Source organism: Bradyrhizobium sp. SZCCHNRI3052 (assembly GCF_032484895.1).
Taxonomy (GTDB): domain Bacteria; phylum Pseudomonadota; class Alphaproteobacteria; order Rhizobiales; family Xanthobacteraceae; genus Bradyrhizobium.
Genome location: NZ_JAUETW010000013.1, coordinates 106,480 through 133,474 on the forward strand (window position 1 = coordinate 106,480; position 26,995 = coordinate 133,474).

General features: G+C 63.1%; 18 protein-coding genes and 2 pseudogenes. 5 read left to right on the forward strand and 15 right to left on the reverse strand.

Features of this window, described 5'->3' with window-relative positions:
* Positions 1-32 precede the first annotated feature (32 nt).
* A pseudogene (locus QW887_RS28250) lies at positions 33-1,221 on the forward strand (IS3 family transposase).
* A gap of 499 nt (positions 1,222-1,720) precedes the next feature.
* On the opposite strand, the gene QW887_RS28255 reads toward QW887_RS28250, so the two are convergent.
* The 15 genes from QW887_RS28255 to QW887_RS28325 form a co-directional block, all read right to left on the reverse strand.
* Entirely contained in the window at positions 1,721-2,500 is a 780-nt protein-coding gene (locus tag QW887_RS28255) for a type II secretion system protein GspK (protein WP_316176019.1), read from the reverse strand.
* Between the two features lie 279 nt (positions 2,501-2,779).
* On the reverse strand, positions 2,780-3,136 hold the full coding sequence (locus QW887_RS28260; protein ID WP_316195547.1) for a hypothetical protein: 357 nt from the start codon (positions 3,134-3,136) through the stop codon (positions 2,780-2,782).
* Between the two features lie 158 nt (positions 3,137-3,294).
* Positions 3,295-3,864, reverse strand: a complete 570-nt coding sequence (gspM, locus tag QW887_RS28265) for a type II secretion system protein GspM (protein ID WP_315759577.1) — start codon at positions 3,862-3,864, stop codon at positions 3,295-3,297.
* Positions 3,861-4,976 (reverse strand): PilN domain-containing protein, encoded by a 1,116-nt coding sequence (locus QW887_RS28270; protein WP_315759576.1) that lies wholly within the window; start codon positions 4,974-4,976, stop codon positions 3,861-3,863. The genes gspM and QW887_RS28270 overlap by 4 nt, the downstream gene beginning before the upstream one ends.
* Positions 4,977-5,019: 43 nt before the next feature.
* Complete coding sequence (locus QW887_RS28275; protein ID WP_315759584.1) at positions 5,020-6,786, reverse strand: GspE/PulE family protein; 1,767 nt, start codon at positions 6,784-6,786, stop codon at positions 5,020-5,022.
* 20 nt (positions 6,787-6,806) lie between these two features.
* Entirely contained in the window at positions 6,807-7,634 is an 828-nt protein-coding gene (locus tag QW887_RS28280; RefSeq protein WP_316176020.1) for a type II secretion system protein GspK, read from the reverse strand.
* 8 nt (positions 7,635-7,642) lie between these two features.
* A complete protein-coding gene (locus QW887_RS28285; RefSeq protein ID WP_316176021.1) occupies positions 7,643-8,317 on the reverse strand; it encodes a prepilin-type N-terminal cleavage/methylation domain-containing protein in 675 nt (224 codons plus the stop codon).
* 9 nt (positions 8,318-8,326) lie between these two features.
* On the reverse strand, positions 8,327-8,755 hold the full coding sequence (locus tag QW887_RS28290) for a type II secretion system protein (protein ID WP_316176022.1): 429 nt from the start codon (positions 8,753-8,755) through the stop codon (positions 8,327-8,329).
* Entirely contained in the window at positions 8,752-9,255 is a 504-nt protein-coding gene (gene gspG, locus QW887_RS28295; RefSeq protein ID WP_316195551.1) for a type II secretion system major pseudopilin GspG, read from the reverse strand. Before gspG ends, QW887_RS28290 begins: the two co-directional genes overlap by 4 nt.
* Positions 9,256-9,270: 15 nt before the next feature.
* Positions 9,271-9,741: a GspH/FimT family pseudopilin gene (locus QW887_RS28300; protein ID WP_316176024.1), complete on the reverse strand. Its 471-nt coding sequence runs from the start codon at positions 9,739-9,741 to the stop codon at positions 9,271-9,273.
* Positions 9,738-10,958: a type II secretion system F family protein gene (locus QW887_RS28305; RefSeq protein ID WP_316176025.1), complete on the reverse strand. Its 1,221-nt coding sequence runs from the start codon at positions 10,956-10,958 to the stop codon at positions 9,738-9,740. The genes QW887_RS28300 and QW887_RS28305 overlap by 4 nt, the downstream gene beginning before the upstream one ends.
* On the reverse strand, positions 10,958-13,216 hold the full coding sequence (gene gspD, locus QW887_RS28310; RefSeq protein WP_316176026.1) for a type II secretion system secretin GspD: 2,259 nt from the start codon (positions 13,214-13,216) through the stop codon (positions 10,958-10,960). Before gspD ends, QW887_RS28305 begins: the two co-directional genes overlap by 1 nt.
* 303 nt (positions 13,217-13,519) lie before the next feature.
* Positions 13,520-14,041 (reverse strand): hypothetical protein, encoded by a 522-nt coding sequence (locus QW887_RS28315; RefSeq protein ID WP_316176027.1) that lies wholly within the window; start codon positions 14,039-14,041, stop codon positions 13,520-13,522.
* A 13-nt stretch (positions 14,042-14,054) separates the two neighbouring features.
* Positions 14,055-18,566, reverse strand: a complete 4,512-nt coding sequence (locus QW887_RS28320; RefSeq protein WP_316195553.1) for an RHS repeat-associated core domain-containing protein — start codon at positions 18,564-18,566, stop codon at positions 14,055-14,057.
* A gap of 59 nt (positions 18,567-18,625) precedes the next feature.
* Positions 18,626-21,376: an FG-GAP-like repeat-containing protein gene (locus QW887_RS28325; protein WP_316176029.1), complete on the reverse strand. Its 2,751-nt coding sequence runs from the start codon at positions 21,374-21,376 to the stop codon at positions 18,626-18,628.
* A gap of 483 nt (positions 21,377-21,859) precedes the next feature.
* Between QW887_RS28325 and QW887_RS28330 the strand changes: the two are divergent.
* From QW887_RS28330 to QW887_RS28345, 4 genes and pseudogenes are all read left to right on the forward strand, one after another.
* Positions 21,860-22,789 (forward strand): annotated as a pseudogene (locus tag QW887_RS28330) (GDP-L-fucose synthase family protein); the annotation flags it as partial.
* Between the two features lie 1,322 nt (positions 22,790-24,111).
* Positions 24,112-25,044, forward strand: a complete 933-nt coding sequence (locus QW887_RS28335) for an ABC transporter substrate-binding protein (protein WP_316176030.1) — start codon at positions 24,112-24,114, stop codon at positions 25,042-25,044.
* 213 nt (positions 25,045-25,257) lie between these two features.
* Positions 25,258-25,947, forward strand: a complete 690-nt coding sequence (locus QW887_RS28340; protein ID WP_316176083.1) for a GntR family transcriptional regulator — start codon at positions 25,258-25,260, stop codon at positions 25,945-25,947.
* A gap of 170 nt (positions 25,948-26,117) precedes the next feature.
* Entirely contained in the window at positions 26,118-26,903 is a 786-nt protein-coding gene (locus tag QW887_RS28345) for a class I SAM-dependent methyltransferase (RefSeq protein ID WP_316176031.1), read from the forward strand.
* Positions 26,904-26,995: the final 92 nt, after the last annotated feature.

The window sequence follows — 26,995 nt, forward strand, 5'->3', positions numbered from 1 at the left end:
AAGTTCGTTCTGGCCCCAACGAGGACCAGAGCATGAAGCGCAGCCGCTTTACGGAAGAGCAGATCATCGGGATTTTGAAGGAGCACGAGGCTGGCGTTCCGGTCGCCGATCTGTGCCGCAAGCATGGCGTGAGCGACGCCAGCATTTACAAGTGGAAGGCCAAGTTCGGCGGAATGGACGTCTCGGAGGCCAAGCGGCTGAAGACGCTGGAGGACGAGAACACGCGGCTCAAGCGGCTGCTGGCGGACGCCATGCTGGACAATGCCGCCCTGAAGGATCTCCTGGGAAAGAAGTGGTGACGCCCGCTGCGAAGCGGAAAGCTGTCGCACATCTCATGGGTGTTCACGGGATGAGCGAACGGCGGGCGTGTAAAGCCATCGGATGTTGCCGCATGACGGTCAGATATCAGACGAGCCGAGCCGATGATGCCGGGCTGCGGCAGCGCATGAGGGCGATCGCCCATGAGCGCCGCCGCTTCGGCTATCGTCGCCTGCACGTCCTGCTCAAGCGGGAGGGCTATGCGGTCAATCACAAGAAGCTGTTCCGGCTGTACCGGGAGGAACGGCTCACGGTGCGCCGCAGAGGTGGCCGCAAGCGGGCCCTCGGCACACGAGCTCCGATGACGGTGCCGCTGCTCCCGAATGATCGCTGGTCGCTCGACTTCGTGTCGGATCAGATGACCGACGGCCGGCGACTCCGCGTCCTGACCGTGGTCGACGACTGCACCCGCGAGTGCCTGGCGCTGGTGGCCGACACCTCACTCTCGGGCGCCCGGGTCGCTCGAGAGTTGGACCGGCTGGTCGCCAAGCGCGGCAAGCCCAAGATGGTCGTGAGCGACAACGGCAGCGAGCTCACCAGCAATGCCATCCTGACATGGGCCGATCAGAGCCCATCGCCTGGCACTACATCGCACCGGGGAAGCCCATGCAGAACGCCTTCATCGAGAGCTTCAACGGCCGCCTGCGGGATGAGCTGCTGAACGAGACGCTGTTCACCTCGCTCGCCCAGGCCCGCGTTGCGCTCCGATGCTGGCAGGCCGACTATAACGACGCTCGACCGCACTCCCAGCTCGGATGGAAGACGCCATCCGAGTTCGCCGCCACCTGCAATCCGCGTCGGGATCTGGCGCTGCGCTATGCCGAGAGCTCCGCCCCAGCTCCCGCCGCTACGACCGCCCGGACGGGCACATCCAACGGCCCGAACGAACTCAGATCTGGATAAAACTTGGGGGCAAGGTCACAATGATGTTGATACTTGTCGGCGATCGAATCGATGGCTAATGACGGAGAAGGTTAGGCATGCGCTGAGACGAAGCCCTCATTTGAGACTTGTCCTAGCGTTTGAGCAGGATGATCCCGCTTACGGGCGGTGATGCGCGGAGCCGGGAGATTCGTTCCGCATTCCTGTTTGGGAGACTGCGGCGAAGGCATTCAAGGATTTCAGACCGTCGAAATCCAGCTCGACAAGCGCGACCGCTCCGCGTTTCGCCGCTCCAACAACGACGGCGGGCCTCCACCGGTGAACACCTGCAACGTGCCGGCTCCATGATAACACTACGCGTCAGGATCCATTCTAAGCCCTACGATCCACAACAACAGACCACAGACCTCGCAGATCAATCAGCGGCCGAAGGGTGGGAACTGGACAACGCTTACGAATGGACACGGCCAGGAAGGTGTTCCACAGACACTACGTCTCTGACAGAGCGCCGGTAGCGAGCTTACGTCATCTTCCAGCTGAGAAGGAAATAGGGATGTACCGGATCGTCTGTCATTCGAATAACAGCTCGATATCGAGAAACATGGCCTGACTTTGCGACTTCGATACAGATCATGAAGGCGCGACCGCGCAAGGATGACGTTGGCTCTTCGTTTGCGCCGATCGGAAATGGAGGCGGGCGATCTGAGGCCACCCCTTGCTTACTGATCATCTCGGGCATCGCCGCCAGAGCTTCAGGTGTGGCACGTCGTGGATCAACGAACTGGCTTCCGGAATACACGGTCACGGCTGGTTCGATCCGCTGAAAGAGAGCAGGCGTCATGTCCATTACGAGAAGAAGCTCGTCGACGCTCTGAAACGGACCGTTGCGCGGCCGGTGGGGACTATTCGCCGCGCGATAGTCGAACTCCTTGGCGCCATTAAGATGCTTCAGTTCGCTCGCGGTTCGCCAGTCCACGATCTTGTCTGCAAGCCCACTTGCCGCATCGGCGTTTAGCCCCGCCGACCGCAGCAAACTGGCAAGCAAGGCGGGGTCGGCCTGGTTGATGTCGATCTTGCCGAGCTCGTCCCGGATCACGATCCGGATCTCGGCTTCGCCAAAGTGGAGCAGGTGAACCTCGCCTACACCTGGACGCAAGAGGCGATCAGATTTTTGATCAAACAATCCCGACACGGCGTAGTCCAGCGCCCCGTCTGCAGTCGCACTCAGAATCGCAAGTTCACAATCGTTGCGGGCGAGGCGGTACGACACCTCGCTGCCCCAGAGCAGCGACAGTGACAACGTTGTCAATAATCCTAGGATCCACAGGACCGCTATGACTGGCATTTCTGATCTCTGGGACTGCCATGGTCCGAAGATCGCTTGGCGGACGACGGTTTCGAGAAGACATGTAAGAGACCTAGCTCATATGAGAGCACCGAGAAGCTGAGCCAAGCAGGAACGAACAATTCGCGCTCCTCCTCTACGAGCGGCTGTCTGCGGATTGGCCCTTGATCTTTCGTCTGTGCGAACAAGGCTATTCTACTCCGGCTCGAGGGGCCGCAGCGCGGCCTGTATTCTTCAATTCTTGGGGTAGAGCTGCAATTCGATCGCGCGCCCCGCCTGCTCGATCCGAACACCTGACGCGTCGATCGACGTCACCCGCCAGCCCTGAAACGTCTCGTTTTCGTTGATCCAGGAGCCTGCGCCCCCGCCAACCTTGCTGAGCAGATAGGCCTTGCTCGTGCCGCCGTTGATCATGACACCGCCGACCAGGAGGCCCGGGTCAGTGGCCACCGGGGGCGGAGCGGCCACCGGCATCGGCGGTGGCGGCGCGGGTGGGGGCGGAACGAACGGCTCGCGCGACTTCTGGAACACCGGATGGGCCAGGATCTCGGCATATGTCTGCAGCGGCTGCCGTCCAGCCACGCCCGCCATGGTCCGGGGCACCGGCGCTTCCCAAGCCGCGCGGCGGGCGCCGGACGCTTCTCCGCCTCCGACCGACGTCGCGAGCCAGGCGCCGAGCACTAGATCAAGACCCGCCAGGAGCGCCAGAACTCCGGCAAGCGGCGTCCCCCGCCATCGCACGAGGCTCCTCATTGCACCGCACCGTAGATGTCGAGCTGCGCCTGAAGCACTGGCTCCTCGGCCGTTCCCGGGCGCATCGCAGGCGCACTCTTCAGCACCGCATTGGCAATGAACAAATATGGCCTTGCGCTCTCGACCGCGTGGACCGCACGCATGACGGCGGGCAACGGCCCGGACAGATCGATCCGCGCGCCGCTGTACTTGATCTGATCGACGGTCCGGCCCGGCAGCGATTGAATCGCGCGGGACTGGGCGCCGGCATTGCCCATGATCGTCTTCAGCTTCGTCTGCAGGTCGGCGGCGATCACGTTCTCATTCGCACCCGTCAGAAACTCCCCGTTCTGGAGCTGCGACTCGGTTTCGGAGGCAAGGCCCTCGATGGCCGATGCCTGGGCTGCGATCGCGCTCAACCGTGCCAGCAGCGCCTGCTGTTGCTGGATCCGCGCCTCCCGCTCGGCGAACATCGCCGCGATCGGCGCCACGAAGCCCCAGAACAACAGCGCAAGAAGCGCGAGGTTGACGACGATGAAAAGGCCGCGGCGTCCGAGCGCGTCCCTGCGCTTCGTCCATTCGCTCATGGCGCCACCTCCTTGATGGCATCGGGCACACGAATCCTGGCCTGCAATGAAAAGCGTTCCCGGTTCTCGATCGGATCCATCGCGACCGGCGACGTCAGGGCAGCGTCCACGAACAGTCTCGATCCACCGAGCGTGTTGATCAGGCTCGGCGCCGCGGCCGAGAATCCGGTCATCGTGACCGTTGCGCTCCGCGGGTTCGCTCCCTCCACGAGCCGCAATTCGGTCAGCCAGGAATGCTTCGGCAGAATGCGCGAGGCTTCATCCCAGACGTCGATCAATCCCGGCACTTCGCTGCGCTGCAGACGAAGGCGCGACAGCGCCGTCCGCCGCTCCCGCAATTGATCCACCAGGACGCGAACGCGCTCGGCGCCCTTGCGGGCCACAACGATCTCGGCATCGAGCCGATCGAGCGTGGCCTGTTGCCGGGCGAAGGTCAGGACCGCGATGCTGGACCCAAGAAGCACGGCGAGCGCGCCGAGCACTGCGATCGCAACGGTGGAGGTCTTGCGGGCAGCCGCAGGACGCGCCAGTCGGATCGACGGCGAGGTTTGATCGTCGCCGAACACGACAAAGTCGATGTGCGCGACGGCAAGCCCGAGCTGATCTGCGGCCTGCTGCACGTGATGGCGCCGCGTGACCCATTGCCGAACCGCGATCCGACCGTCAGGCGATGTGGCGGTCAAGTGGTCGCAATAGATGTCCTCCGCCTTGAACGGCGTCCGGCGCAACAGGTCCTGCGGCACGATCGTATCGATCGCGCCCTTCGCCTCGGGTGGAAGCATGAGCTCGCGGCGAAAAACACTCTCTTCCGGCAGACGCAAGCCCAGATCCACGTCGCGCCGATCCAGACCATGACGCTGCAGGATGGATGCGATCGCCGCCGTCACCTCACCTGCATGGGTCGTTTCACCAGCCTGCACTCCTGATCGGGGATCGTTCAACTGAAGCCGGATCCCCGTGTCGTCGCGATCGACCAGAAGTCTCGGCCGGCCGGCCGGCGCCAGCGCGGCTACGAACCGTTGCGGCAGCAGATCGACCGCTTCCCTGCACCACCAGGCGGCCGCCGATTGCGCCCAGTCGCGCGGACGCGCCGCACGAACCGTGGCCAGCAACGCGCCTCTATCCTTGCTCTCATGCATCGCCCGTCCCGCCGCCCTATCCCATGCGCGTCGCGCGCAGAACTTCGTCGATCGTGGTCTCGCCGCGCCAGACCTTCCGGACTCCGGTCTCGTACATGCTCTGCATGCCCTGCTCGCGGGCGGCGCGCTCGATCGCAGTGTCCGACGCCTTGGCCAGGATCAGGCTCTGACATGCCTCGTCGATGACCAGCATCTCCGCGATGGTCGAACGTCCGGAGAAGCCGGCATTGCCGCAATCGGAGCAGCCTTGCGGCTGGCGAATGTCTGGCTGCCCCAACGCACGGAGTCCGGTCACGGACCGCTCGAAGCTCTCCGCCCAATAGCTCGCCTGCGGATGACCATGGGAACAACGGGAACAGAGCCTGCGTACCAGGCGCTGCGCAATCACGCCCTTCAGCGTCGAGGCCAACAGATAGTTCTCGACGCCGATGTCGATCAGCCGCGTGATCGCAGACGCCGCATCGTTGGTGTGGAGCGTCGAGAGCACGAGGTGACCGGTCAGCGAGGCCTGGATGGCGATGCGCGCCGTCTCGAGATCGCGGATTTCACCGATCATGATGATATCCGGATCCTGCCGGAGCATCGAGCGCAGCGCGTGAGGAAACGTCAGCCCGATCTCCGACTGGACCTGCACCTGATTGATCCCCGGCATCTGATATTCGATCGGGTCCTCCACCGAGAAGATCTTGCGCTCGGTGCTGTTGAGCGTCTTCAGCGCCGTATACAGCGTCGTGGTCTTGCCGCTGCCGGTCGGTCCTGTGACCAGGATGATCCCATTGGGCTGCTGCAGCAGCGCCTGCAGCGTCGCGATATGCTCCGCGGAGAAGCCGAGCTCGACAAAATCGAGGCTGATGCGATTGCGGTCGAGCACGCGCAGCACGACGCTTTCGCCGAAGGCCGTGGGGATCGTGGAGACGCGGAAGTCGATGTCGATGCCACGGACCGCGATCTTGATGCGCCCGTCCTGCGGCAGGCGCCGCTCCGCAATGTCGAGCTTCGACATGATCTTCACGCGGGACGTGATCGCGGCACGCAGGTCCGCCGCGAGCACCTGGACCGAGCGCAAGGCGCCGTCGATGCGATAGCGGACGAGCACCTGGTCCACATTGGGCTCGATATGGATGTCCGACGCCCTCGCCTCGACGGCGTTGGTGATGATCTGGTTGACGAGGCGAATGATCGGCGCCTCGCTCGCAAGATCGCGCAGCCGCTGCACGTCGGCTTCGTTGGCCTCGGCGCCGCCGGTGGCGCGGGTCTCGTCGCTGCGCGACATGGCGGGATAGAGCCCCGCGCAGGCCTTGTCGAAATCCGCCGCCGTGAACAGCCGCATGTCGACCGAAAGGCCCGTGAGGAATGCAAGGGCCCGGATCGGATCGTGGTTGAACGGATCGGTCACTCCGACGGCAAGCCGGCCATCGCTGCAGCCGAGCGGCAGCACATGATTGTGACGCACGAACTCCGCTTCGACCAGTTCGGGCAACACAGGGTCGATCGGAATCTGATCCGGACGCACCAGATCGAGTGCCAGGAATTTCGACAACGCCGCGACCAGACCGGCCTCCGACACCAGACCGAGCTTGGTCAGCACGGTGTCGAGCCTGTCTCCGGTGGTTTGCGCCGCGCGTCCGGCACGGTCGAGGCTCATGCGATCGACGATGCCTTCCTCGCGCAGGAAGTCGCCAAAACTCTGCAACAATGCGGTCCGGTCCATGTCGGGCATGGACCGGTGCAGCTGCGCTCGCGGCTCCTCGATGTCTGCGGCGAAGGCGGCGTCCTGCTGCATCGCTGGCCCTGCGCGTCCGGTCATCGCGTCCCCCAGCTCAGCACCCAATAGGGCTGCTGCGGATTTTCCGTCAGGCGCACCGCGACCTCGCCTTCGACGACGCGCGACGCCTGGGAAAACTCGGTCCGGATCGTGAAGGCGCGCCCACGCAGCACCGTCATCGGGTTGCCTTCGGCGAGGCCAGACCTGGCACCGTCGCGCGCGGCCAGCGTCGCTTCGGCACTCTGCGCGGTCATGCCGGGCAGCGCGCGCAGCACCTCGCGCGGCGCCAATTGCGGATCGACGAACTGCCGTCCCGAATGGACCGTGAGCGCCGGCGCGATCCGCGCAAAGATCGCCGGAGTCATGTCCATCACCAGGAGCAGCTCATCGACGCTCTGGAACGGACCGTTGCGGGGATGATAGGCGGCGTTGCGCGACGCGTAGTCCCGGTCCTTGGCGCCGTTCAGATGCTTCAGGGACGTTGCGGTTCGCCAGTCCACGATCTTGTCGGTCAGGTCAGCGGCGGCCCGCGCGTCCAGCCCTGCTGATAGCAGCAGGCTGTTCAGCATTGCCTCATCGGTCTGGTTGAGGTCGACCCGTCCGAGCTCGTCCTGAATCCTGATGCCGATCCGCGTGCCGTTGAAATCGAGGGTGTAGAGACGGCCGTCGGCGCGCCAGCGGCGGTCCGCCCTGGCATCGAGCAGACCGTCGATGGCGGCGTTCACGCCGGCCTCGACGAGCGCACCGAGAGCAGCCTGATCGACGCCGTTACGGGCAAGGCCATAGGACACGCTGCTCGACCATGACAGCGACAGTGCAATCGCTGTCAGTAGCGCGAGCCCCCAGAGAACCGACAGCACCGGCATGTCGCCCCCTATCGCCCGCGACAGCGCATCGTGAGCGCATCGTAGACGCAGGCCACATCGGCCTGCACCCGCGGCGCGATCACGAGCTCCGGCCAGTGACGGGCATCGTCGGGACGCATCAGGACCCGCAGCCGGATCAGGCCGGGAGCCTCGCTCTGATCCTTCCAGCTTGTGCTCCAGGCCGCATTGGCGTCTCCCGTTGCTCTTGCCGCATAGCTGAGCTCGATCCGATCGATGTCGGACACCAGCAGCGTCCGCTCGGTGTCCTGCTTCACCGCCAGTTCGGGTCGGGACTGCAGAACGAGATCGACCCCGTCACGCCTGCGGTCGGCGAACAGCTTGAAGCGGAAGCGGCCGGCCCCACCGGACACGGCCGGCGCGTCGCTGAGGAACTCGAGGCTCTCGGCCTGGCCGTCGATATCGATGCGCCGCTGCGCCGCGCCTTCGCCCAGCATCATCGGATAGAGATTGCCGATCAGCCGCCGCAGCACGTCCTGCGCTACGAGCTCGCGCTGGAACGACTCCGCGCGGGCGCTGCCGCTGCGCCAGGCCTGCACGCCGAATTTGAGATTGTCGAACAGCAGAACGGCGAGCAGGCTGAACAGCGCCAGCGCAACGAGAACCTCGACCAGGGTGAAGCCTGCGTCGCGATCATCCATCCCGCTTGCTTTCGGCGACGTCATCGGCCTGGCTCACTGCGATCTGGAGGCTCTGGGCCCGAGGCGGAGCGTCGAGAGCGCATAGGAGCGCGGGTCCTGCCCTTCCTGCCAGCCGATCTCGACCGAGACCTGATACAGCTCGACCGGGCGTGCATCGCCGCCTTGCACCGGCCGATAGGGCTGCATCGCAAGGCGCCACCGATAGCCGTTCGCCGCGGCGCCATCGCGCGTCTCGGTGCGCAGCGGAATCGAATTGCCGACCTGGGCCATGAGCGACTGCGCCAGCGCAACGGCACCAGCCACGCGTTCGGCCATGCCCGTTCGTGACAGTCCGGTCGAGAACAGGCTCATCACCAAAGCGAGGCCGACCGACAGCATGGCCAGCGCAACGAGGACCTCCACCAGCGTGAAGCCGGCGTCGTCGCCGTCCGCGTGCTTCATCTCTGCCGTGGCGGGAGTCACGGCTGCCAGCTCGTCACATTGGCCGTGGCCGAGGTCTCGTCCTCGCGTCCGTCAGGCCCGAGCGAGACGATGTCGTAGGCGCCGTGCTGTCCCGGGAATCTGTAGACATAGGGCCGTCCCCACGGATCGTTCGGGACCAGGGTGCCGCTGAGATAGGGCCCGTTCCAGGTGGTCGCGGTGGCCGGCTTCTGCACCAGCGCACCGAGCCCTTCGGCTGCGGTCGGGTAGCGGCCGTTGTCGAGGTGATAGAGGTCGAGCGCCGAGGACAGGCTGCGGATCTGGATCCGCGCCGTCTTGAGTTTGGAGTCGGAGAGATAGCTCAGCACGCGCGGGCCGACGAGACCCATGATCAGGCCGATGATGGTGATGACGACAAGCATCTCGACCAAGGTGAAGCCGGCCTCGCCATCGCGGCCTCTGCGTAAACGAAGCCGGAATTGCCCGCGCCACGCGGCCACGCGCAGCTTCACGACATCACGACATTCCATCCATCCCAGCATGATCGTCCCCTCCCCTCAACACGTCGCGGCGGTCCGCACCGTCCCTGTCAGCCATTCGACACAGAGCCTGATATGATGCCCGTTCAACTCCAGGCTCAGATCGCCGCCGGTCGACGAGCCGTCCGGAAAGAACCGGAAGCCGCCCACGGCGGCGCCCACGCGCGTCGCGGCGGCATAGGTCAGCTTCGCCTGGATCTCCGGCGCAAAGGTGCGCAGCCGGACGACGTCCGAGCTGAAGGTCCGGCGGTCGACGTCAATGGTCAAGGTCATCACGCGGTTCTGCACGATCGCAGCCGAGCGCGTCGCGCGCAGCGCCGACGCAATCTCGCCTGTCGCCGCATCGAGGCTCACCGTGCCGGCGCCGCGTGATAGCAAAGGGACGGCGGCGGATACCGTCAGCGCCAGGATGACGAGCACGGCCAGCATCTCGACCAGCGTGAAGCCGGCGCTTGCCTCGTCCCGTCCCACTGCCGCCCGCGCGCTCATCGCCCCGCCAGATCATTGATGCTGAGGACGGCGTTCATCACCGGCATGATCAGCGCGCCGATGATCAATGCGATGCCGACCGTCATCGCCGGCGTCAACGCCGCCATGAAGCGATCGACGCTGGTCTGCAGCTGCTTCTCCAGCATCTGCGCCACGCGCAGCAGCATGCGGTCGAGCTTGCCCGCCTCCTCGCCGACCGCGATCATCTGCAGCGCCACGGCCGGCAAGGCGACCTCGTTGCGCAGCGCGCGGTGCAGCGCTGTGCCCTGCTGGATCCGCTCGATCGCCTGTTCCATGCCGGCGCGGAGATGACGGTTGTCGACGACGTCGCTCGCCGATTTCGTCGCCGCTATCAACGGCACGCCGGCCATCAGCATCGTGCCGAGCGTGCGGGCGAAGCGCGCGGTGTCCTGCTGCAGAAGGAAGCCGCCGAGCAGCGGCAGCTGCAGCGCGAGCCGGTCGAGACGCCGGCGGCGGCCGGGATCGGCCAGCACGAATGCGACGACCACCCCCCCAGCCACGATGGTGGCAACGCCGCCGACCACGATCTCGAGCCAATGCGCCTTCAAGGCCAGCATCAGCTGGATGGTCAATGGCAGCGGCTTGCCGCTCTGGGTGAAGATCGGGGCCATCGACGGGATCACGCCGCCAACGATGATCGCGAGCGTTGCGAGGCTCAGCACGATCAGCATCGCGGGATAGATCAGCGCCGACTGGATGCGCGCACGGATCTCCGCCCGCCGCTCCAGGAGCTCGGCGAGCTCGGTCAGCACCTGCGCCAGCCGCCCGCCGCTCTCGCCGGCTCTGATGACCGCGACATAGTCGGCCGGGAAGATGCGCGGCTGCGCCTGCATCGCCTCCGAGAGCGGCCGGCCATTGAGGATTTCGGCGAGCAGTGCCTCGACCAGGGTGCGCAACCGCACGGCCGAGGCCTGCGTCTGCACGATGCGCAAGGCGTCGTCCATTGGAATGTCGGCCGCGCAGAGCGTGGCGAACTCGCGCGTGAAGGCCAAGAGGTCCGCGCGCGCCGCGCCGTTGCCGAGCGTGATCTCGCGGTTCCACCATGCCGTGCCGGCGCTATCGGCGGCCTGCATCTGGAACGGCGACAACCCCTGCGCCCACAGCGTCGCGCTCGCCGCATCCGCGGACGCGGCCTCGATCGTCCCCTCCGCGAAGGAGCCGTCGGTGCCGTAGGCGCGGTAGCGGAAGCGCGGCATCAGTCGAGAATCCTGCGTCCGGTGTCCTCGACCCGCCGCCGCGCCGGCTGCCGGCGATGCGGACCCTCGATCGCCATGAAGTGGCGGTACTCCTCGGTCACGCTGCGCGCCTCGTCGAGGCTGCGCATCACGTGCGGCCGGATCAGGATGATCAGCTCGGTCTTGCCGATGACGTTGTCGCGGCTGCCGGCGAAATTGCCGATAAATGGGATGTCGCCAATGATCGGCAGCTGGCTGCGGCCGGTGGTGCGGCCCTCCTGGATCAGCCCGCCCAGCACCAGCGCGTCATTGTCGTTCACGACCACCGATGTCCTGATCTTGCGCTGCCGGATGGTCGGCGAATCGATGTTCGATGACGTGGTCGGCGCCACGCTCGACACCTCCTGCTCGATGTCGAGCAGCACCCGCCCGCTCTCATTGATGCGCGGGATGATCGACAGGATCACGCCCGTATCCTTGTAGCTCACCGAATTGACGATCGGCGCGCCGGGCGTCAGGGTGCCGGTCGCCGATTGCGTCGTGATCGGCACCTGGTCGCCGATCTGCAGCACCGCCGGCTTGTTGTCCATGACCGCCAGCGACGGCGAGGAGACGATGTTGACGTTGGTGATCTGGTTCAGGGTGTCGATCGTGGCAGCGATGTTGGCCGCTGTCAGCGCGTAGGAGAAGCCGGGAAACACCGAGCTGACGGCGCCGGAGACCGCCTCCGTCAAGGTGAATTTCGAGCTGTGCTTCTGCATGTACCATTGCACGCCGAACCGCAGCTCGTCGTTCAGGGTGACCTCGGCGATGGTCGCCTCGATCAACACCTGGTTCGGCATCTGGTCGAGCCGCTCGATCACCTGCAGCACGCGCTTGTAGTCGGCCTGCGCTGCCTCGATCAGGATCGCGTTCTTGGCCTCGTCGGCGACGATGCGCAGCCGCGGCCCGTCGGCATCGCCCTCGCGGCCGGTGGGTGCAGCCGGAGCCGCCGCCGGCATCACGCTGGGCGCCGCAGCCGCCGGCGCCGCATTGCGCATGCCGCCGAAGCCGCCACTGGATGCGCCGAGCCCGCCGGTGAAGGACGGCGACGACGATCCGGACAGTCCGCCGCCGGACGACGACGGCTGCGACTGCACGCTCGCCTCCTGGTAGTTCGGCGCCACCGTGCGCCGCGCCGTCGTCGCGGCCTGCGTATCGGTGGGGAACATCGACTGCAGCACGTCGACCAGCTCCTGGGCGCGGCGGTTCTGCACGGCATAGGTGAAGAGCTGCTTCTCGGACCCTTGCGCCTGCGCGTCGAGCTTGCGGATCCAGCTCTCGGCGCGGCGCAGATAGGCCAGCTGCGGCGAGATCACCAGGATCGAGCGCAGCCGCTTGTTGGGCACGAACTGCACCATGCCGGCCATCGGCCCGTCGCCGCGATCGGAGCCGAACACGCTTTTCAGCTCGGTTGCGATCGCGTCGGGCGCCGAGGTCTTGACCGGGATCAGCGCGAACGACATGCCCTTCATGGTGTCGACGTCGAACAGCGCGATCGCCTCCATCATCGCCGCGATCTCCTGGCGATTGCCGGACAGTGTGATCAGGTTGCGCGCATCGTCGACCCGCACCACCCCGCCGCGCGGCGCGATCGGCTCGACAACGCGCCGGATCTCTGAGGCCGAGACATATTTCAGCTGCACCACCTGCAGCCCATTGCCGACCATCTCGCCGCCCTCGGCCGGATCATCGGTGCGATACGCCGCCGACACCGCCGTCTGGTCCGCCGCCACGATACGATAGATGCCTCTGACGTTGACCACGGCCGCATTGTTGGCCCGCAGCGCCGCCTGGAACAGATCGATCACCGCCGCCCGCGCCACCGGCCGCGGCGTCTGGATCGTGACCCGCCCCTCGATCCCCGGATCGACCGTGTATTTGACTCCGAGAATATCCCCGAGCACCGTCTTCGCCGCCTGCGGCACGGGCACGCCAGCGAGATTGATGGTGACGCCATCAGCGACATCCTCCGCACCGCGCGGCACGGCCCCGGTCGGCGGCTCCCCGACGAAGCGGCCGGTGCCTTCGACCATGGTCGCAGGGCCGCCCTTGTTATCATCGAGCAGCGGCGAGCCCGAGATCCTGCCGGCCCGGCCATTCCCAGTTGGCGACCGCATCGCCGCCTGCGCCTGCGCCGTCAACCCGGCGTCTGCAGCACTCGTGCTCCAGGCGAACGACGACGTGCCCTCGTCCATGGTCTGACACGCCGACAGCGCCAGCACCATCGGAAGCGCCATCCACCCGCGCCTGTACCCCTCGCCCCGCACTGCCGTTTACCCCACCCCGAAGCAACCAAGGCTGCTCAACAACTAACAGGTGGAGTCTAGAGGGTTTTGGAAGCGAGAGATATTGCTCGCAGGCCACGCAAGCGAGTCATACACATGCTTTGATACACGAATTTGCGCCAAACATCGCAGACAACACTCACTGGTTGCATCGCCTCAAGGCGAGATAAATCACCTTCGGGAATTACGGCGACAGTGCACTAAACTCCATTGAGCCGCTTGTTTTGTGCACTGTCACCGTAATTCCACGCAACCTCATTTTTGCACTGCACTTAAGCCGAACGACAGTCCTTCGCAAAATATTCGAATACACGACTGGTCTACAACAAACGACTCCTCAACAGCGATTGAGCGCCATTTATAAGAGAATGTAAATGCTGGCTGCATGGCAGACGAAATTAGCCGGTCATTCACACCAATCGAAATCTCGATGCTTGCATCCACAGAGGTGATCTTCGAAAGATTGACCGAAATCGCCCGATAGTCGGCAAACCATTCTTGCAGTTGATCGCGGAGACAATCGATCCGATCTCTGCGAATTATCACTTTCGGAAACGACAAGCAGAACTGCGGCTCAGTTTCCCAGTCAGCTCGTCCGGCTTCTTTGTCAAACGGCGGCTGAGGCCAGAATTCTCCCAACAACGCAATGCGCGTTAAGAGAACATCTGGACCATCTGAGCTTCTTCCGCTTCGAATGAAAGAGCCGCAGAACCGTTCGCGACCACTCGAAGAAGGCAGAACCCACTGATACTCATCCATAATCGTTCCATCAATCATCTGCAATCATGCCTTAGAACCTAAAGCCACCCTTTGGCCGTCTCGAGTGCTCTTCGCCGGAATTCACATTTCGCTCTCCAGTTAGATGGGGAGTACGGCCGCGGGCTTCGTGCCCCCCCATATCCTCTCCGGGACCTTGATCCGGAATCGGCACATTGGGGTCGTTTGATGGAGCCCCGAGTTGCCGCCTCCATTCGCTTCTACGACCATCGGTCTTTTCCGGACTATACGGATCATCCGGAACGGACGGTGCTGGAGTATATCCTTCTTTCGGGCGAGCGCCATCGCTCGCAGGTTCTGAAGGCGAGTTATCCTTCGAGGTGAGGATATCCCAGGTTCTATGTATTCCCCAGGCAGCCGCTCCGGCAGAGCCGAAAAAGAAGACCCAACCCGCATAGCCTGCTGCGGGCAACACCATGAGAAAGCCGTTGGCCTCACGGAAGTTCTCTTCTGCAGTCCGTTGTCCGGCCGCTAGACTCCTAGTCGCCAAGTATTGAAACGCAGCGGTCACGGCGCCATTCCCGAATTTCCCGCCGCCGGCAACGGATGCCAGTCCGCCCACCGTGGCGCGCGCGATGGTACCACCGACAAGATCGTTCGGCAGTGCTGGCGACAGTGCCGCGCTCACGGCTGCGGATGCAGCACCTGACCCGCACGATCCACCGGAAGCAACGGACGAGACGCAACCGACGGCAGCATTGGCACCTATTCTTCCAATAAGGCCGATGTCTAGGCCAGGAATCTGGCTGTACGCAAAGGTTGTTAGCCCTGCGATGACTCCCGCTTTTAATACCTGCCCTAGATTTCCACCGAACATGCCGGTGGTCACAGCTGCGCCAACGAACGCAGCAAGTGGTGCAAATACTCCGGTAGAAACCAAAGCGGCCGTGATGGCGATCTGCACGAGCGACTGCAGGTTGTTGGTAATGAAGTTGCCGACGGCCCTCACGATGCCGCTGAAGAAGTTCCCGACGCTGCTGAAGAAGTTCGAGAACCAGTTGAAGCCGTTCGGATCCGTGAACGTCAGCGGGTCGTTGCCGACATACGAGTACCGGTTCCAGCCCTGCGGATTGAGCGGCTCGGTCACCGTTGGATCGGCGCTCGTGAACCGCGCCAGCAGCGGATCGTAGACTCGGCCGTTCAAATGCACGAGGCCGGCAACCGAGAGCTCCTCCTGGCCGGTGAAGCCACGCGTGGTCTGGCTGGTGGTGCTGCCGGCGACGTCGTCGGTGCCGTCGACGTTGCGGCGCTTGCCCCAGGCGTCGTAGGACAGGCGCTGCTGCAGCAGGCCGTTCTCGTCAGTGAGCGCCACGATCGAGCCGAGATGGTCGGTGTGGAAGTAGCGCATCGTCAGCGTGGTGCCGCTGGCCGCCGTCTGAGCCACGCGCATGCCGACCTTGGCATTGCCGACCGAGAGATAGTCGGTCCATTTCTGCGTGGTCGTGCCGGGATTCTGCACCTCGGCCATCACGCCGAAGCCGGCGATGTACAAGGTCGTGCCTTCCGGCGTCACCTGCTTGAAGCGCTGGTGCTCGGTGTCGTCGACGAAGGAGATCGTCCGCGACCCTTGCGTGATGCTCGCCGGCTTGTTGTACGAGGTGTAGACGATGCTGCGGCCGAGACCCGAGGTCTGGTTGCCGTTGGCGTCATAGGTAAACGTGGCATTGATGCTGCCGCCGGCGACGCTCATCACGGCGTGCGGCAGCGGCGCCCCGGCCGCCGGATAGACGTAGGTGCCGACGTCCGACTTCGACAGGATGTTGCCGATCGCGCTGTAGGAATATGTCTTCACCAGCGGCGTCGGGTTGAGGCTGGTCGTCGACGTCGTCAGCCGGTTCAGGCCGTCATAGCTGAAGCTTTCGCTGACACTCGTGTTGGCGTCGCCGCGCGAGGTCAGGTTGCCGAGCCGGTCGTAGCCGAAGCTCAGATTTTGCACGGCGCTGCCGGTCCCGGTGGCGACGCTGGTCAGCCGCCCCGTCAGCGGATCGAACCCGCGGGTGGTGACCAGGCCATTGCCGGCGGTCTGCTGCGTCAGATGCCCGTCGGCATCCATCGCATTCGCCGTCCAGAAGGCCTGGCTGGTGGCGTCGTCCTGCAGCTGGTTGGCGAAGCCGAGGCTGTTGTAGCCGTAGCGCGCGGTGAAACCGGAGGGGTAGCTGACCTTGATTAGCCGGCTGTTGGCGTCATAGGTCGCGCCCATGGTGTAGGTGGCGCCATCGATCGTGGTCGCGACCTGCAGCGGACGGCCGAGGCCGTCATAGCTGAAGCTGCGGGCGAAGCCGTTGCCCGAGCCGGAGGTGATGCTGCTCGAGGCCAGCTTGCCGATGCCGTTGGCCGCGGTGTCATAGACCCAGACCGATGTCATGTCCGGCTCGACCCGCTGCACCATCCGGCCCAGCCGGTCGTAGCTCAGGCTGACCGCCTGCCCCTTGGCGTCGGTCTGCGTGACCAGCTGTCCCAGGGTGTTGTAGCTGTAGGTCCAGTTGCCAAGATCGGGATCGCTGCTCGCGATCTTGCGGCCCCTGAGGTCATAGGTCGCGCTGACGACGTTGCCGAGCGCATCGGTGGTCTGCACCAGGTTGCCGACCGCGTCATAGGCATAGGTCATGGTCTTGCCGAGCGTATCGGTGACCGAGACCACTTGGCCCTGGCTGTTCTTGGTGACCGTGCGCGTCTGGTTCAGCGCGTTGGTCTCGACGACGGTCAGGCCGTGATAGGCAGTCTGCGCCACGCTGCCGTCCGGCTGGGTCGAAGAGACAACCCGTCCCAGGACGTCGTAGCTCAACGTCGTGTATTGCGGCGTGCCGCCGTTCAGAAAGTATGGCCGGCTGGTCTGCGCGACGCGCCCGAGCGCATCATAGCTCTTGGTCGCCTGCACCGTGCTGCCGTCGAAGCCCTGGGTGCGGCGGCCGAGCTCGCGCTCCAGCGTGTCGAAGAACACGGTCGTGACGGGGCCGTTCACGGTGGCGCCGTCGGCGGCGTAAGGCGTTTCCTGCACGAGATAGCTCGCGCCAGACAGACAGCTGGCGCTGCCGCCGTTCACGCCGCTGCAGAACTGGTAACTCCAGCGGGTCTGGGTGCCGTCCGAGCGCGTCTCCTGCGTCTTGCGGCCAAACTCGTCATAGCTCCAGACCGTCGTCAGGCTGTTCGGGCCGGTGTGGCTGGTCGGCTGGCCGAAGCGCGCGTCATATTGCAGCGTCTCGCTCTGCCCCAGCGCGTTGCTGTTGGACGTTGGGAACTGCCCGCGCGCGTCATAGCTGGTCGTGCTCGAACGCGAGACGACGTCGGCGCCGCTGACGGTGACCGACTGCTTCTGCCCGAACGCATTGTAGACATAGTCGGTCTGAAGGCGCAGCGCCGGAGTATCCGGCTCGACGACCTCCTGGGTCAGCAGGCCCGAGGCGGAATCGTAGGCAAACGAGGACGACCGTGTGATGCTGGTGGCCGAGTTGATAGGGGGCGTCGAGACCGACACCGGCGTGTAAGTGATGACGACAATGCCAGGCGCACCGGCGCCGCCGACATTTCCTGCAAATGTCGATGAACCTGCGCCACCGCCACCACCGCCATATGAACCGCCGGCACCGCCCGCGCCAGACACCGTCGTGTAGGCCGCACCGCCGCCGCCACCGCCACCGCCGGCGCCCACGCCGCTCCACTCGACGCCGGCGCCGCCCGCCCCGCCGGAACCGGTCACCGAATTTGAGAGACCGCCACCGCCGCCGCCACCACCACCGCTCGATCCGGCTGCGCCTCCGCCATTCACGCCCGTCGCGCTAAGAACGCCGACCGTGCCGCCGGCGCCGCCGCCCGTTCCGGACGAGTTGTTACCGCCGGTCGCACCCGTGCCGCTCGACGGTACGTTACCGCCCGGAGCGCCCCCATTGGCCGCGCCGCCGCCGGCCGCACCAGGGCCTGCGCCCGCGCTGCTGCCACCCGCTGCACCCGCGCCGTTGCGACCGCCAGCGCCGCCGCCCCCAGCACCGGCACCAGCCGTCAGGCTCGAACGCGCGCCGCCAGCGCCGCCGTTGAAACTGGTCGTGCCGCCGATCCCACCTGTTCCGCCCGCTGCGGCCCCTGCCGTCGCAGTACCGGACGCCGCTCCGCCCTGCCCGGGATTCGCCACCAGGGTCGAGCCGTTGAATCGCGTCGCGGTGCCTGCCGTGCCGACCGATGGCGCCGTTGTGCCGCCAGCGCCGCCCGCTCCGATCACAACCGGAATCGACGCGCCGGGCGTCAGCGTCAGGTTTAGGAGCTTGCGGTACTCGCCCCCGCCTCCTCCACCTGCACCCTGCTGCCCAGCTACCGAACCGCCTCCACCGCCACCACCTCCGATCGCCTCGATCGAGTTGTCAGCGTTGTTCCAATCGTTTGGAACCACCCATGTCGCGCTGCTCGTAATCACGATCTGCGCGGCATCGGCAGCCGCGGGAAGACCGCAGCCAATCAGGAGAGACAACGCCGCGATCTTGAATCGGGCCAACCCATTCGGACGCAAGGCATGCGAAGTCACGGCATTGAACATGGTCAATTCCTCAACCAACCAAAGCAGCAAAGTGTGTGAGATTTGATGAAAGCGGCCGGCTACTGCGGCCGCTGGCTCGTCACGGTCGCGCGCGTCAAACGACCGAGGTACCAATACGAGGTGTCGTTGGCGTAGACGTTGGACGTGATCTTGCTGAAGCCGTCAGAGGTCGACACCACGACCTGGGTGGCGTTGCCAAACAAGTCATACTGATTCGACGTTGTCACGGTCGGCGCCGGGGACCCATCAAGATCTATGCTGCTCGACACGCTTTGCGCCAGCGACACGCGATAGGGAGCACTGGACGGCGAGATCGTCGTCGAACCACTCGCATTGATGAACTGATAAACGTTCGTCAATTGTCCAAGAGTCTGCGTACCGAGGGTACGCGTCGTCGACGCCACCATGCCTATATAGGGAAAATCCTGCCGGAAGGTTGTGGTCTCGGCGATACCAGTTTGAATGTCCCTGACGGTCACTTGGCGGAACCCGAGCATTCCTCTGCCCGTCAAATCAATCTTTGCGCCAGCATAGGTACGGCTCGAGCTGTAGGTTCCGCCGACGCCATTTGAGGAGTCAACCTGGGAGGCCACAAGAAATGGAGTCTGCAGATCCTGAATCGGGTAGCTACTGCTGGAGTCGCGGGTGTAGACGGATGAGTTCGTCAAAGGAGCGTAGCTGACAGTGATAGTCGCTCCGAGGCCAGAAACGATCGTTCCGATAACGTCTCCGACTGCCGCATCGGCTAGGCACGTGTAGATGTACGTGCCAGACAGCATCGCAAACTCGACTTTTCCGTCGCCGTTGAAGTCCCCCAACTGCATCCAGTAGTCCTTCGTCGGCGGCGCCCCGAAATTCCATCCGTTCGGCATGCCAAGCGTACGATACGTGAACGAACCATCTCCACTGCTAACGAATTGATACATGTAAGGACTGTTGCCGCCGATAATGGTAAAGTCGGTTCTTCCATCGGCATTGATGTCACTTGAGAACGAAGTGAAGCTCGCCCCGGGCTGGGCTCCGAAATTCCAACCGTTTGAAATTTGAATTGGAAGATAATCAAAGCTGCCATCGCCCCGGCTCTGCATCTCATAGAGTTGCGGCCCCTGAAGCATGATCAGATCCGTCTTTCCATCGCCGTTGAAATCGCCCGTGATGGGAAGAAAGCTCGTCGTGCTTGTTGAAGCAAAATTCCAGCCGCTCGGCAACTGCCACGAGTTAAACGCGAATGTGCCGTCGCCATTACCGAGGAACGAGTAAGCGACCTTGCCGACGGTACTAGATCCTGAGCCGGGACCGGTCACGGCCGAACCTCCGACGATCAAGAAGTCTGTCTTTCCGTCTCCGTTGAAATCACCTGAAACTGGGGTGTAGCCAGCAGTTGTCGGAACGCCAAAATCCCAGCCAGGGGTCTGGATCGCGCGTCCACTAAAAGTGCCGTCGCCATTGCTCAAGAACACGTAGAGGTATTGGCCGCTGATCAGCAGAAAATCCGCCCGGCCATCAGAATTGAAATCACCGGCGATCGGGATAAAATAATCGCCCGGCGTTGTCCCGAAATTCCAACCATTCGGGAATGGGAACGTCACTCCGGTGAATTGACCACTTCCGTTACTCAGAAACACATACAGATTGGTCCCATTCAACATGGCAAAATCGCTCTTGCCGTCCCCGTTGAAATCGCCAGGAATGTTCAGATAGCCCGAAGACGCACCGAAGCTCCAGCCATTTGGCGCTGCGGAATTAATCGCCTGGAACGTCCCATCCGACTTGCCGAAGAACCCATACACCGTGGAGCCGACCAGCATTATGAAATCATTCCGGCCATCGCCGTTGAAATCACTTGAGACCGGCGTAGTCAGCCTGCTCAGAGCAGATCCCGGGCCCGCACTGCTCGGCGTATTGAAATTCTCGCCGTTCGGGAGCACGCTGACGGACCCAGAAAACGCCCCACCTCCGCCGTTCTGCCACTGGAACGTCGTGGGAGGCAGACAAGCACCAGACCCACCACAAACCTTGACCGATGAGATTTCGGACACATTGCTCGTGGGACTCTGCTGATATGAGAGCTGATAATCGGAAACCAACGTATTTCCCGAAAAGGTCCTGATGTTTGTCAGCCGCACGGCTGTCCGCACCAAAGAGCCCGCCTGGTAATGCTGAATGACATCGGGACGCGAGGCGTAGACAAATCCAACTGAATTGTATGGAGCAACGTTTTCCGCCGTGTTGCCCGTATAAGTGATCCAGCTTGGAACTGACTGCCCCGCGGTCGCATCGGTTGCATAAGCGACCGAGAAGTAATTGCCTTTCGTGTCGCTCACCTTGTTCACACCCCAAGCACGCACGCTCGGCTTGCCTTGCGCGAGCACCTGAGAATCCGCGGTACGACCGAACTCCATGATCTGACCGGCCTTCGTACGCACCTCGAACCACGCCGGCCCACTGCCCGCCACGCCGTGTGAAACGATCTTGGAATAGGCATCGATTTCGGTACGATATTCGGCATTGTCAGCACCATAGGACCCACTCACCAGGATCAGACGCTGCCCTTCGAGGCAGAACCGATCATTGCCGTCAAAATTAACGGCACCGAGCACACCATCCTGCGCCACAGTTCGCTGGCAACGGCCGATCGAAGGCAAGCCCCCCAAGGACCACCCCATACCCACCACGCCATTGCCGCCCTGACTGCTGTATTCGAGCGTCAGCGCCGGGACGACGCCGGCGGTCCCCGGAGGAACCGCGACCGGAATCGAGTAGGTCGCAGCGCCCATCTGACCAACGGAGAACTGACCAGGAAGCGACATTGTGCCAGCGCTACTTAAAGTAGAAATCGAGATACAAAAAAAAGCGGCACTCAGTCCGACGCGCGCTGCTCGCCCCATCAACGCACGCGCGCAATTTTCTCGACTGGCCCGAGTCGAATTCCCAAACATCCCTGCCCCCGCAGCATCTGCACAACTCGAAACATATCAGATGCCATTTCGCGTCTGACGATCAACCGGCATTGGAACTTATTCACAACATAAGGTGATGATATTCGACAAATACAACCAACTCCAGCGGCTCCACCAAACTTCGCCTGCCGCGTGCATTGAGCGGTTACCTCGGGTGCGAAGAGGAATTTCGGCTGCTTTTCGTCGTTCGTTGGTTTCTGTAGAGAGGCTGTGTGACAGTTTGGCTTGAGATTCTGCGGAGGTCATTTCACACATCCCAGGTCAAAGATGGGAATGCCGCTGCGCGCGCAGCAATTGATGCAATTGATCGTAACCGCCGATCATCTTGCCCAGATGATCGGCGTCGCCAACCCGCCATTGATGTTGATGGAGGTCGCAGGACTGACCAGAGCCATTTATGGCGAGAAGAGCGCCGTGCGGCTGGCACACCAGAACGGCTGTCGCGACCGGACTTGGGAGACGCGAGCCAGTGCGGTCGAACTGCATATCTCCAAGTTCGCACGCGCGAAGCCCCAAGTCGTGGTCCTGGCGGCCGCCAAGGTCGGCGGCATTGTCGCCAACAACACGCTGCGCGCGGTGTTCATCTACGACAACATCGCCATCGCCACCAATGTCATTCACGCTGCCCACGTGAACGGCGCCGAGAAGCTGATCTTTCTGGGCTCATCCTGCATCTATCCGAAGCTTGCTCCTCAGCCGCTGCACGAGAACGCGATGCTGACAGGGCCACTGGAGCCGACCAACGAGCCTTATGCGATCGCCACGATCGCCGGCATCAAGATGGTCGAGGCCTATCGCAGCCAATATGGCGCCGACTTCATCAACGTCATGCCGACCAATCTCTATGGTCCGGGCGACAACTATCATCCCGAATACAGCCACGTCGTCGCGGCGCTGATCCGCCGCTTCCATGAGGCCAAGCTCGCGGATGCGCCGGAGGTCGTCGTCTGGGGCACCGGCACGCCGCGGCGCGAGTTCCTCTATGTCGACGACATGGCGGATGCCTGCGTGCACCTGATGAAGACCTATTCAGACACCGCGCTGGTCAACATCGGCACTGGCAAGGATATCACCATTGCCGACTTCGCCCGCGTGGTTGCCGCCGTAGTAGGCTTCAAGGGCAGCATCAGCTTTGACCGGTCACGGCCGGATGGCACACCACGCAAGCTTCTCGACGTCTCCCGCCTGACGGAGCTTGACTGGCGCGCGACGACTTCCCTGGAAGTGGGAGTCGGGCTCGCCTATCAGGCATTTCTGCGCGAAGCGGCGACGCAGTCGTTAGTCATCATTGGCAAGGGCGAGTCCACCAAAGGCCATTCGGCGCTGGATCTCGTCGAAGCTGCCGGAAGCCTCGATCTCAGCGACGATATCAAGATCCCAATAGTGCCGCGAATAATCCGGCTTCTCGGCCTCGATGAAGTGCTCGGCTGCCATGAGAGCCTCACACTCCGCCGCCCGGCGGTTGTTGTTGATAACGGCGAGCACCCCGTTCTGCGACAAGACGCGGCGCGCTTTACGAGAAAGCGCGGCCTATCAGTGAAATGCCTGCGCCACCGTGGCTAGGCCTACGGAGTTTGGCTCGATCGGCAGAGCCTCAGCGGGCGCGATTGTGACTTCGAGCCCCGCCGCCCCCGCACGTGCAGCTATGTGGGGGTTGGCCTCGGCGGTCTGCACGGTCCAGTCAGACAGGGCATCAATGAGTGCACGGATCGAAATTCTGCTACCTGCGCCGACATCGAAGCAGCGATGGCGGACCATCACCTGCGGCGACAGCATAGGCGACGGCAACGAGAACGTCAGGCGGATAAGTCGGCCAGCTAGCGTCGCAAAGGTCGGCGAGACCGTCAAAACTTTCGCATATGGTTCTGCATTGTGGACAAAGCTCCTCGAATTTGCCTGTGGCAGGATCAATAGACGGCGCTTTCAACAACCTTGTTTCAGGCAGACTCCAGGCTTCCCCTCCGTTGGCGGTCCGCGAACACGATCTTGCAATTCAATCTATGGTTGATCGTCGAGCGGCGGCCGCAAGGCTCGTGGTCGTGAATGCACCGCGGAGACCCGGCCGCTATCGACACGCCCGGCACAGAAGGCGGTAGCCTTCCAGAACTGCCCCGTCGACTGTCGCAGCGACCGCGCTGTCTGATGACACTTCCTCCGCGCTCTGCGCATCTGCGCGACATGCATATCTGATACGTGTGCTTTGCAAGTCGCGAGCGCCGCCAGCTCATTCTCAGCGGGTCGAACTGATTCAGCGCAATCGCGCGGCCGACTCGCCGGCCATAATTGATGATGATCAACTACTTTCGACAATTTTCGGTCGCAGTTTATGATGACTATCGCCTCACGTGCATTTAACTCGTGCAACCTCGGCGAGCTTTTGCCTTGCTCGTGCGGATGATCGTTCGTATGATTCGAATGTGATCGGATCGTGAGAAAAGTTCACTGCCGGCACACATTCCTTCAACGCTCGTGAGACCCGGCCAGTGTTACAGCGACGTAGTTTTCTCGGGCTTCCGTTGTTGGCGTTGTGTGGCTCGGCGAGGTCGGCCTGGGCGGGCAATTCCGTCGAGACGTCCAAAGTCAGAGTGACGATCGGCGGGAAGGCATTCCTACAATACGCACCGGTCACACTTGCCGAGCGCCTTGGCTTTTTCAGGGACGCGGGTCTCGACCCAGAGCTTCTTGACGTGAGCGGCGGATCCAAAGCGCTCCAGGCTCTGGTGGCAGGAAGTGCCGAACTCACCGCTGGCGCTTTCGACCACACGATTCAGATGCATGCCAAGGGACAAAAGATCGCCGGGGTTGTGTTGTTTGGCAGGCATCCGACATTCGCATTGGCCCTGCGAAAGGAGAAGGCTGCGGACTATCGCGACCCAAGCAGCCTGAGAGGCATGAAGATCGGGGTCACTGCATTGGGATCCCAAACGCAGTTCATGGTGGAGTACATCGCTTTACGAGCTGGCGTCTCTCCGGCCGACATTTCCTTCGTCAGTGTCGGAGGTGGCACAGGTGCCGTAGCGGCGATTCGCAACGGCGCTGTGGATGCGGTCGTCACGGGTGAGCCGGCGCTTACGACGCTGACCGCCGCAGGTGACGTCAAACTGGTCGCGGACACTCGCACCAACGAAGGCACAATCGGCGTTTATGGTGGTCTCTATCCCTCAGGGACCATCTACGCGCGGTCAGACTTCATCGAGCGTAATCCCGATACACTCCAGGCCTTTGTTCTCGCGATGGTGCGCGCGCTGCAGTGGATTGATCACGCATCCGTCGACGAGATCGCCGATGCGCTCCCAGAGGAATGGGCCAAGCCCGATCGAAACATCTTTCTCGCCTCCATCCGGGGCACACGAGACATGTTTTCGCCCGATGGCCGGTTCAGCGCCGAGGGCGCGGGGATCGCATTTCAGGTGTTGTCGACCGTCGACCCACAATTGCGTGGCGTGAAGGTCGATCTCGCGGAGACATTTACGAACAGATTCGTCGAAAAGGCGCTCCAGACGCTAGCGTCGAAATAGCATCGTGGAGAGTTCGAGCCGATGAACATGCCCGCGGCACTGTGGGATCGAGGCTAGGTGGTGGCGCCGCGAGCTCCGCAGCATTCGAACGCTTCTGCTTCGGCCGTCAAGAAAACGGCGCGGAAGACGCGTCCGACAGATAAGCCCAAGCGCCCAAAAGGACGGCCCGCGATCCTTGCAAGACGGCGGCGCGACATACCGCTTCATCATCAGGTGTTCTTGGTCCTGCAGGACGAAATTGCAGAACGCCGCTATGCACCAGGAGAAGTCTTGCCGGCGGAGGCGGATCTGGCTGTGCTCTTCGGCGTCTCGCGCGTGACGATCCGGGCAGCTTTGGACACTCTCGATGAGCTCGGACTGATCGAACGCCGCCAGGGTATCGGCACGTTCGTACGGGAGCTCTCGAAGCCGGAGCCTCTCACCGTGCCGATGATGGACCTCGCTGCGCGAAACAGGGAGATCGTGCGCACGACGCGAGCTCACGTGGTCGAATTCGAATTCAAGATGGCTCCTCGTCACGTTCGCGAGCACTTCCAAGCCCAGTCAGACGACCTTTTCCAACGAACAGTTCGCATCCGTTACATGAATGACTGGCCAATCATGCAGGTTACGACCTACATTCCGGAATCGATCGGACGGCAATTTGGTCCTGAAGACATGGAAGGAGGATCGCTCTATGCGATTCTGCAGCGCTTCGGCATCACATTCGCATCGGGCGAGCAGATCGTGACGGCAGCTGCGGCCGATCCCGTCGTCGCAGCACGCCTCAACGTCGCGATCGGCGCGCCGCTCTTGAAGGTGGTGCGCATTCATTTCGACAGTTCCGGACGTCCGATTCAGCACTTCGAGCTGCTGGCACCACCTGCAACCTACGAGCTTCGTATGCCATTGAAAGACTTCTAGCCCGCCTGCAGGTGCGCCAAGTTCCAAGCACGGCCCGTCCGAACTGGCAGTTCGGTGGGCGCGCGAAGGAGAAGCGCTCTCGATCTCATGGGGCCCCGCCGTGAGCGGACCGGCCCACACCGGAAGGCATCACAAGACATGAGCCTCTGCACGGCGGCCGAACGACACAGATGACGTCCGAACCAGCGTCTCCTTCATTCCCTCGCTTTCAATCGACGGTCCCTCACTACGTGGCCGGGCGACCGAACTACGCACCCGCGCTCATCCAACTCGTGGCGGATCACCTTCGTCTGACCAAGAACCACCGATTGATGGATCTCGGGTGTGGACCAGGGTGGCTCGGCATCGCATTTGCGCCCCTGGTCGGCAAGGTCATCGGAATAGATCCGGAGCCTGCCATGCTAGAGGCTGCTCAGGCGATCGCCAACGCGGCGGCCGTTGAGATCGAACTGATCGAAGGCAGCTCGTTCGACCTCAGCCCGCAGCTCGGCCGCTTTCGCGCCGTGGCGATTGGACGCGCCTTTCATTGGATGGATCGCGCCGATACGCTGCGAAAGCTAGACCCATTGATCGAGGAGGACGGCGCAGTCATGCTGTTCAATGACGTACGTCCCGATGTCCCACAGAACGCCTGGTACAAGCGTTACTCGGATGTCGTCGATCGTTTCACCAACAAGAGTGTCGGTTTCGCACCCGAGCGCTTACGTCACGAACCGATCCTGCTGGAGTCGCGCTTCGGTCAGCTCACCAGAATTGGTGTCATTGAGCAGCGTCTCGTGCCTGTCGCTCGTCTGATCGACCGCGCACTATCGATGTCGACCTCCTCGCCTGAACAGCTGGGCGTTCTCGAAGGTCAGCTCGCGCAGGAATTGACGATGGAGATGTCGCCATTCGCAACCGCCGGCGGCGTCGTAGAAGTCATTGAATCGCAGGTCCTCATTGCGCAGCGCCGCTGAGGCTCACAAGCTTCGCTGCTCAATCGACCTATTTGGCCGCCCCATATAGGGGCGAAAGCGCCGGCACACGCCAGTACGCCACGTGCCATCGC

Coding starts and splice junctions, on each gene's coding strand:
- QW887_RS28260 (WP_316195547.1), bottom strand. CDS start 3,136: ATGGCGGGCGTGGCTGGACGGCAGCCGCTGCAGACATATGCCGAGATC.
- gspM (WP_315759577.1), bottom strand. CDS start 3,864: ATGAGCGAATGGACGAAGCGCAGGGACGCGCTCGGACGCCGCGGCCTT.
- QW887_RS28275 (WP_315759584.1), bottom strand. CDS start 6,786: ATGCAGCAGGACGCCGCCTTCGCCGCAGACATCGAGGAGCCGCGAGCG.
- QW887_RS28280 (WP_316176020.1), bottom strand. CDS start 7,634: ATGCCGGTGCTGTCGGTTCTCTGGGGGCTCGCGCTACTGACAGCGATT.
- QW887_RS28285 (WP_316176021.1), bottom strand. CDS start 8,317: ATGACGTCGCCGAAAGCAAGCGGGATGGATGATCGCGACGCAGGCTTC.
- gspG (WP_316195551.1), bottom strand. CDS start 9,255: ATGCTGGGATGGATGGAATGTCGTGATGTCGTGAAGCTGCGCGTGGCC.
- QW887_RS28300 (WP_316176024.1), bottom strand. CDS start 9,741: ATGAGCGCGCGGGCGGCAGTGGGACGGGACGAGGCAAGCGCCGGCTTC.
- QW887_RS28305 (WP_316176025.1), bottom strand. CDS start 10,958: ATGCCGCGCTTCCGCTACCGCGCCTACGGCACCGACGGCTCCTTCGCG.
- gspD (WP_316176026.1), bottom strand. CDS start 13,216: ATGGCGCTTCCGATGGTGCTGGCGCTGTCGGCGTGTCAGACCATGGAC.
- QW887_RS28315 (WP_316176027.1), bottom strand. CDS start 14,041: ATGATTGATGGAACGATTATGGATGAGTATCAGTGGGTTCTGCCTTCT.
- QW887_RS28320 (WP_316195553.1), bottom strand. CDS start 18,566: ATGTTCAATGCCGTGACTTCGCATGCCTTGCGTCCGAATGGGTTGGCC.
- QW887_RS28325 (WP_316176029.1), bottom strand. CDS start 21,376: ATGTCGCTTCCTGGTCAGTTCTCCGTTGGTCAGATGGGCGCTGCGACC.
- QW887_RS28345 (WP_316176031.1), top strand. CDS start 26,118: ATGACGTCCGAACCAGCGTCTCCTTCATTCCCTCGCTTTCAATCGACG.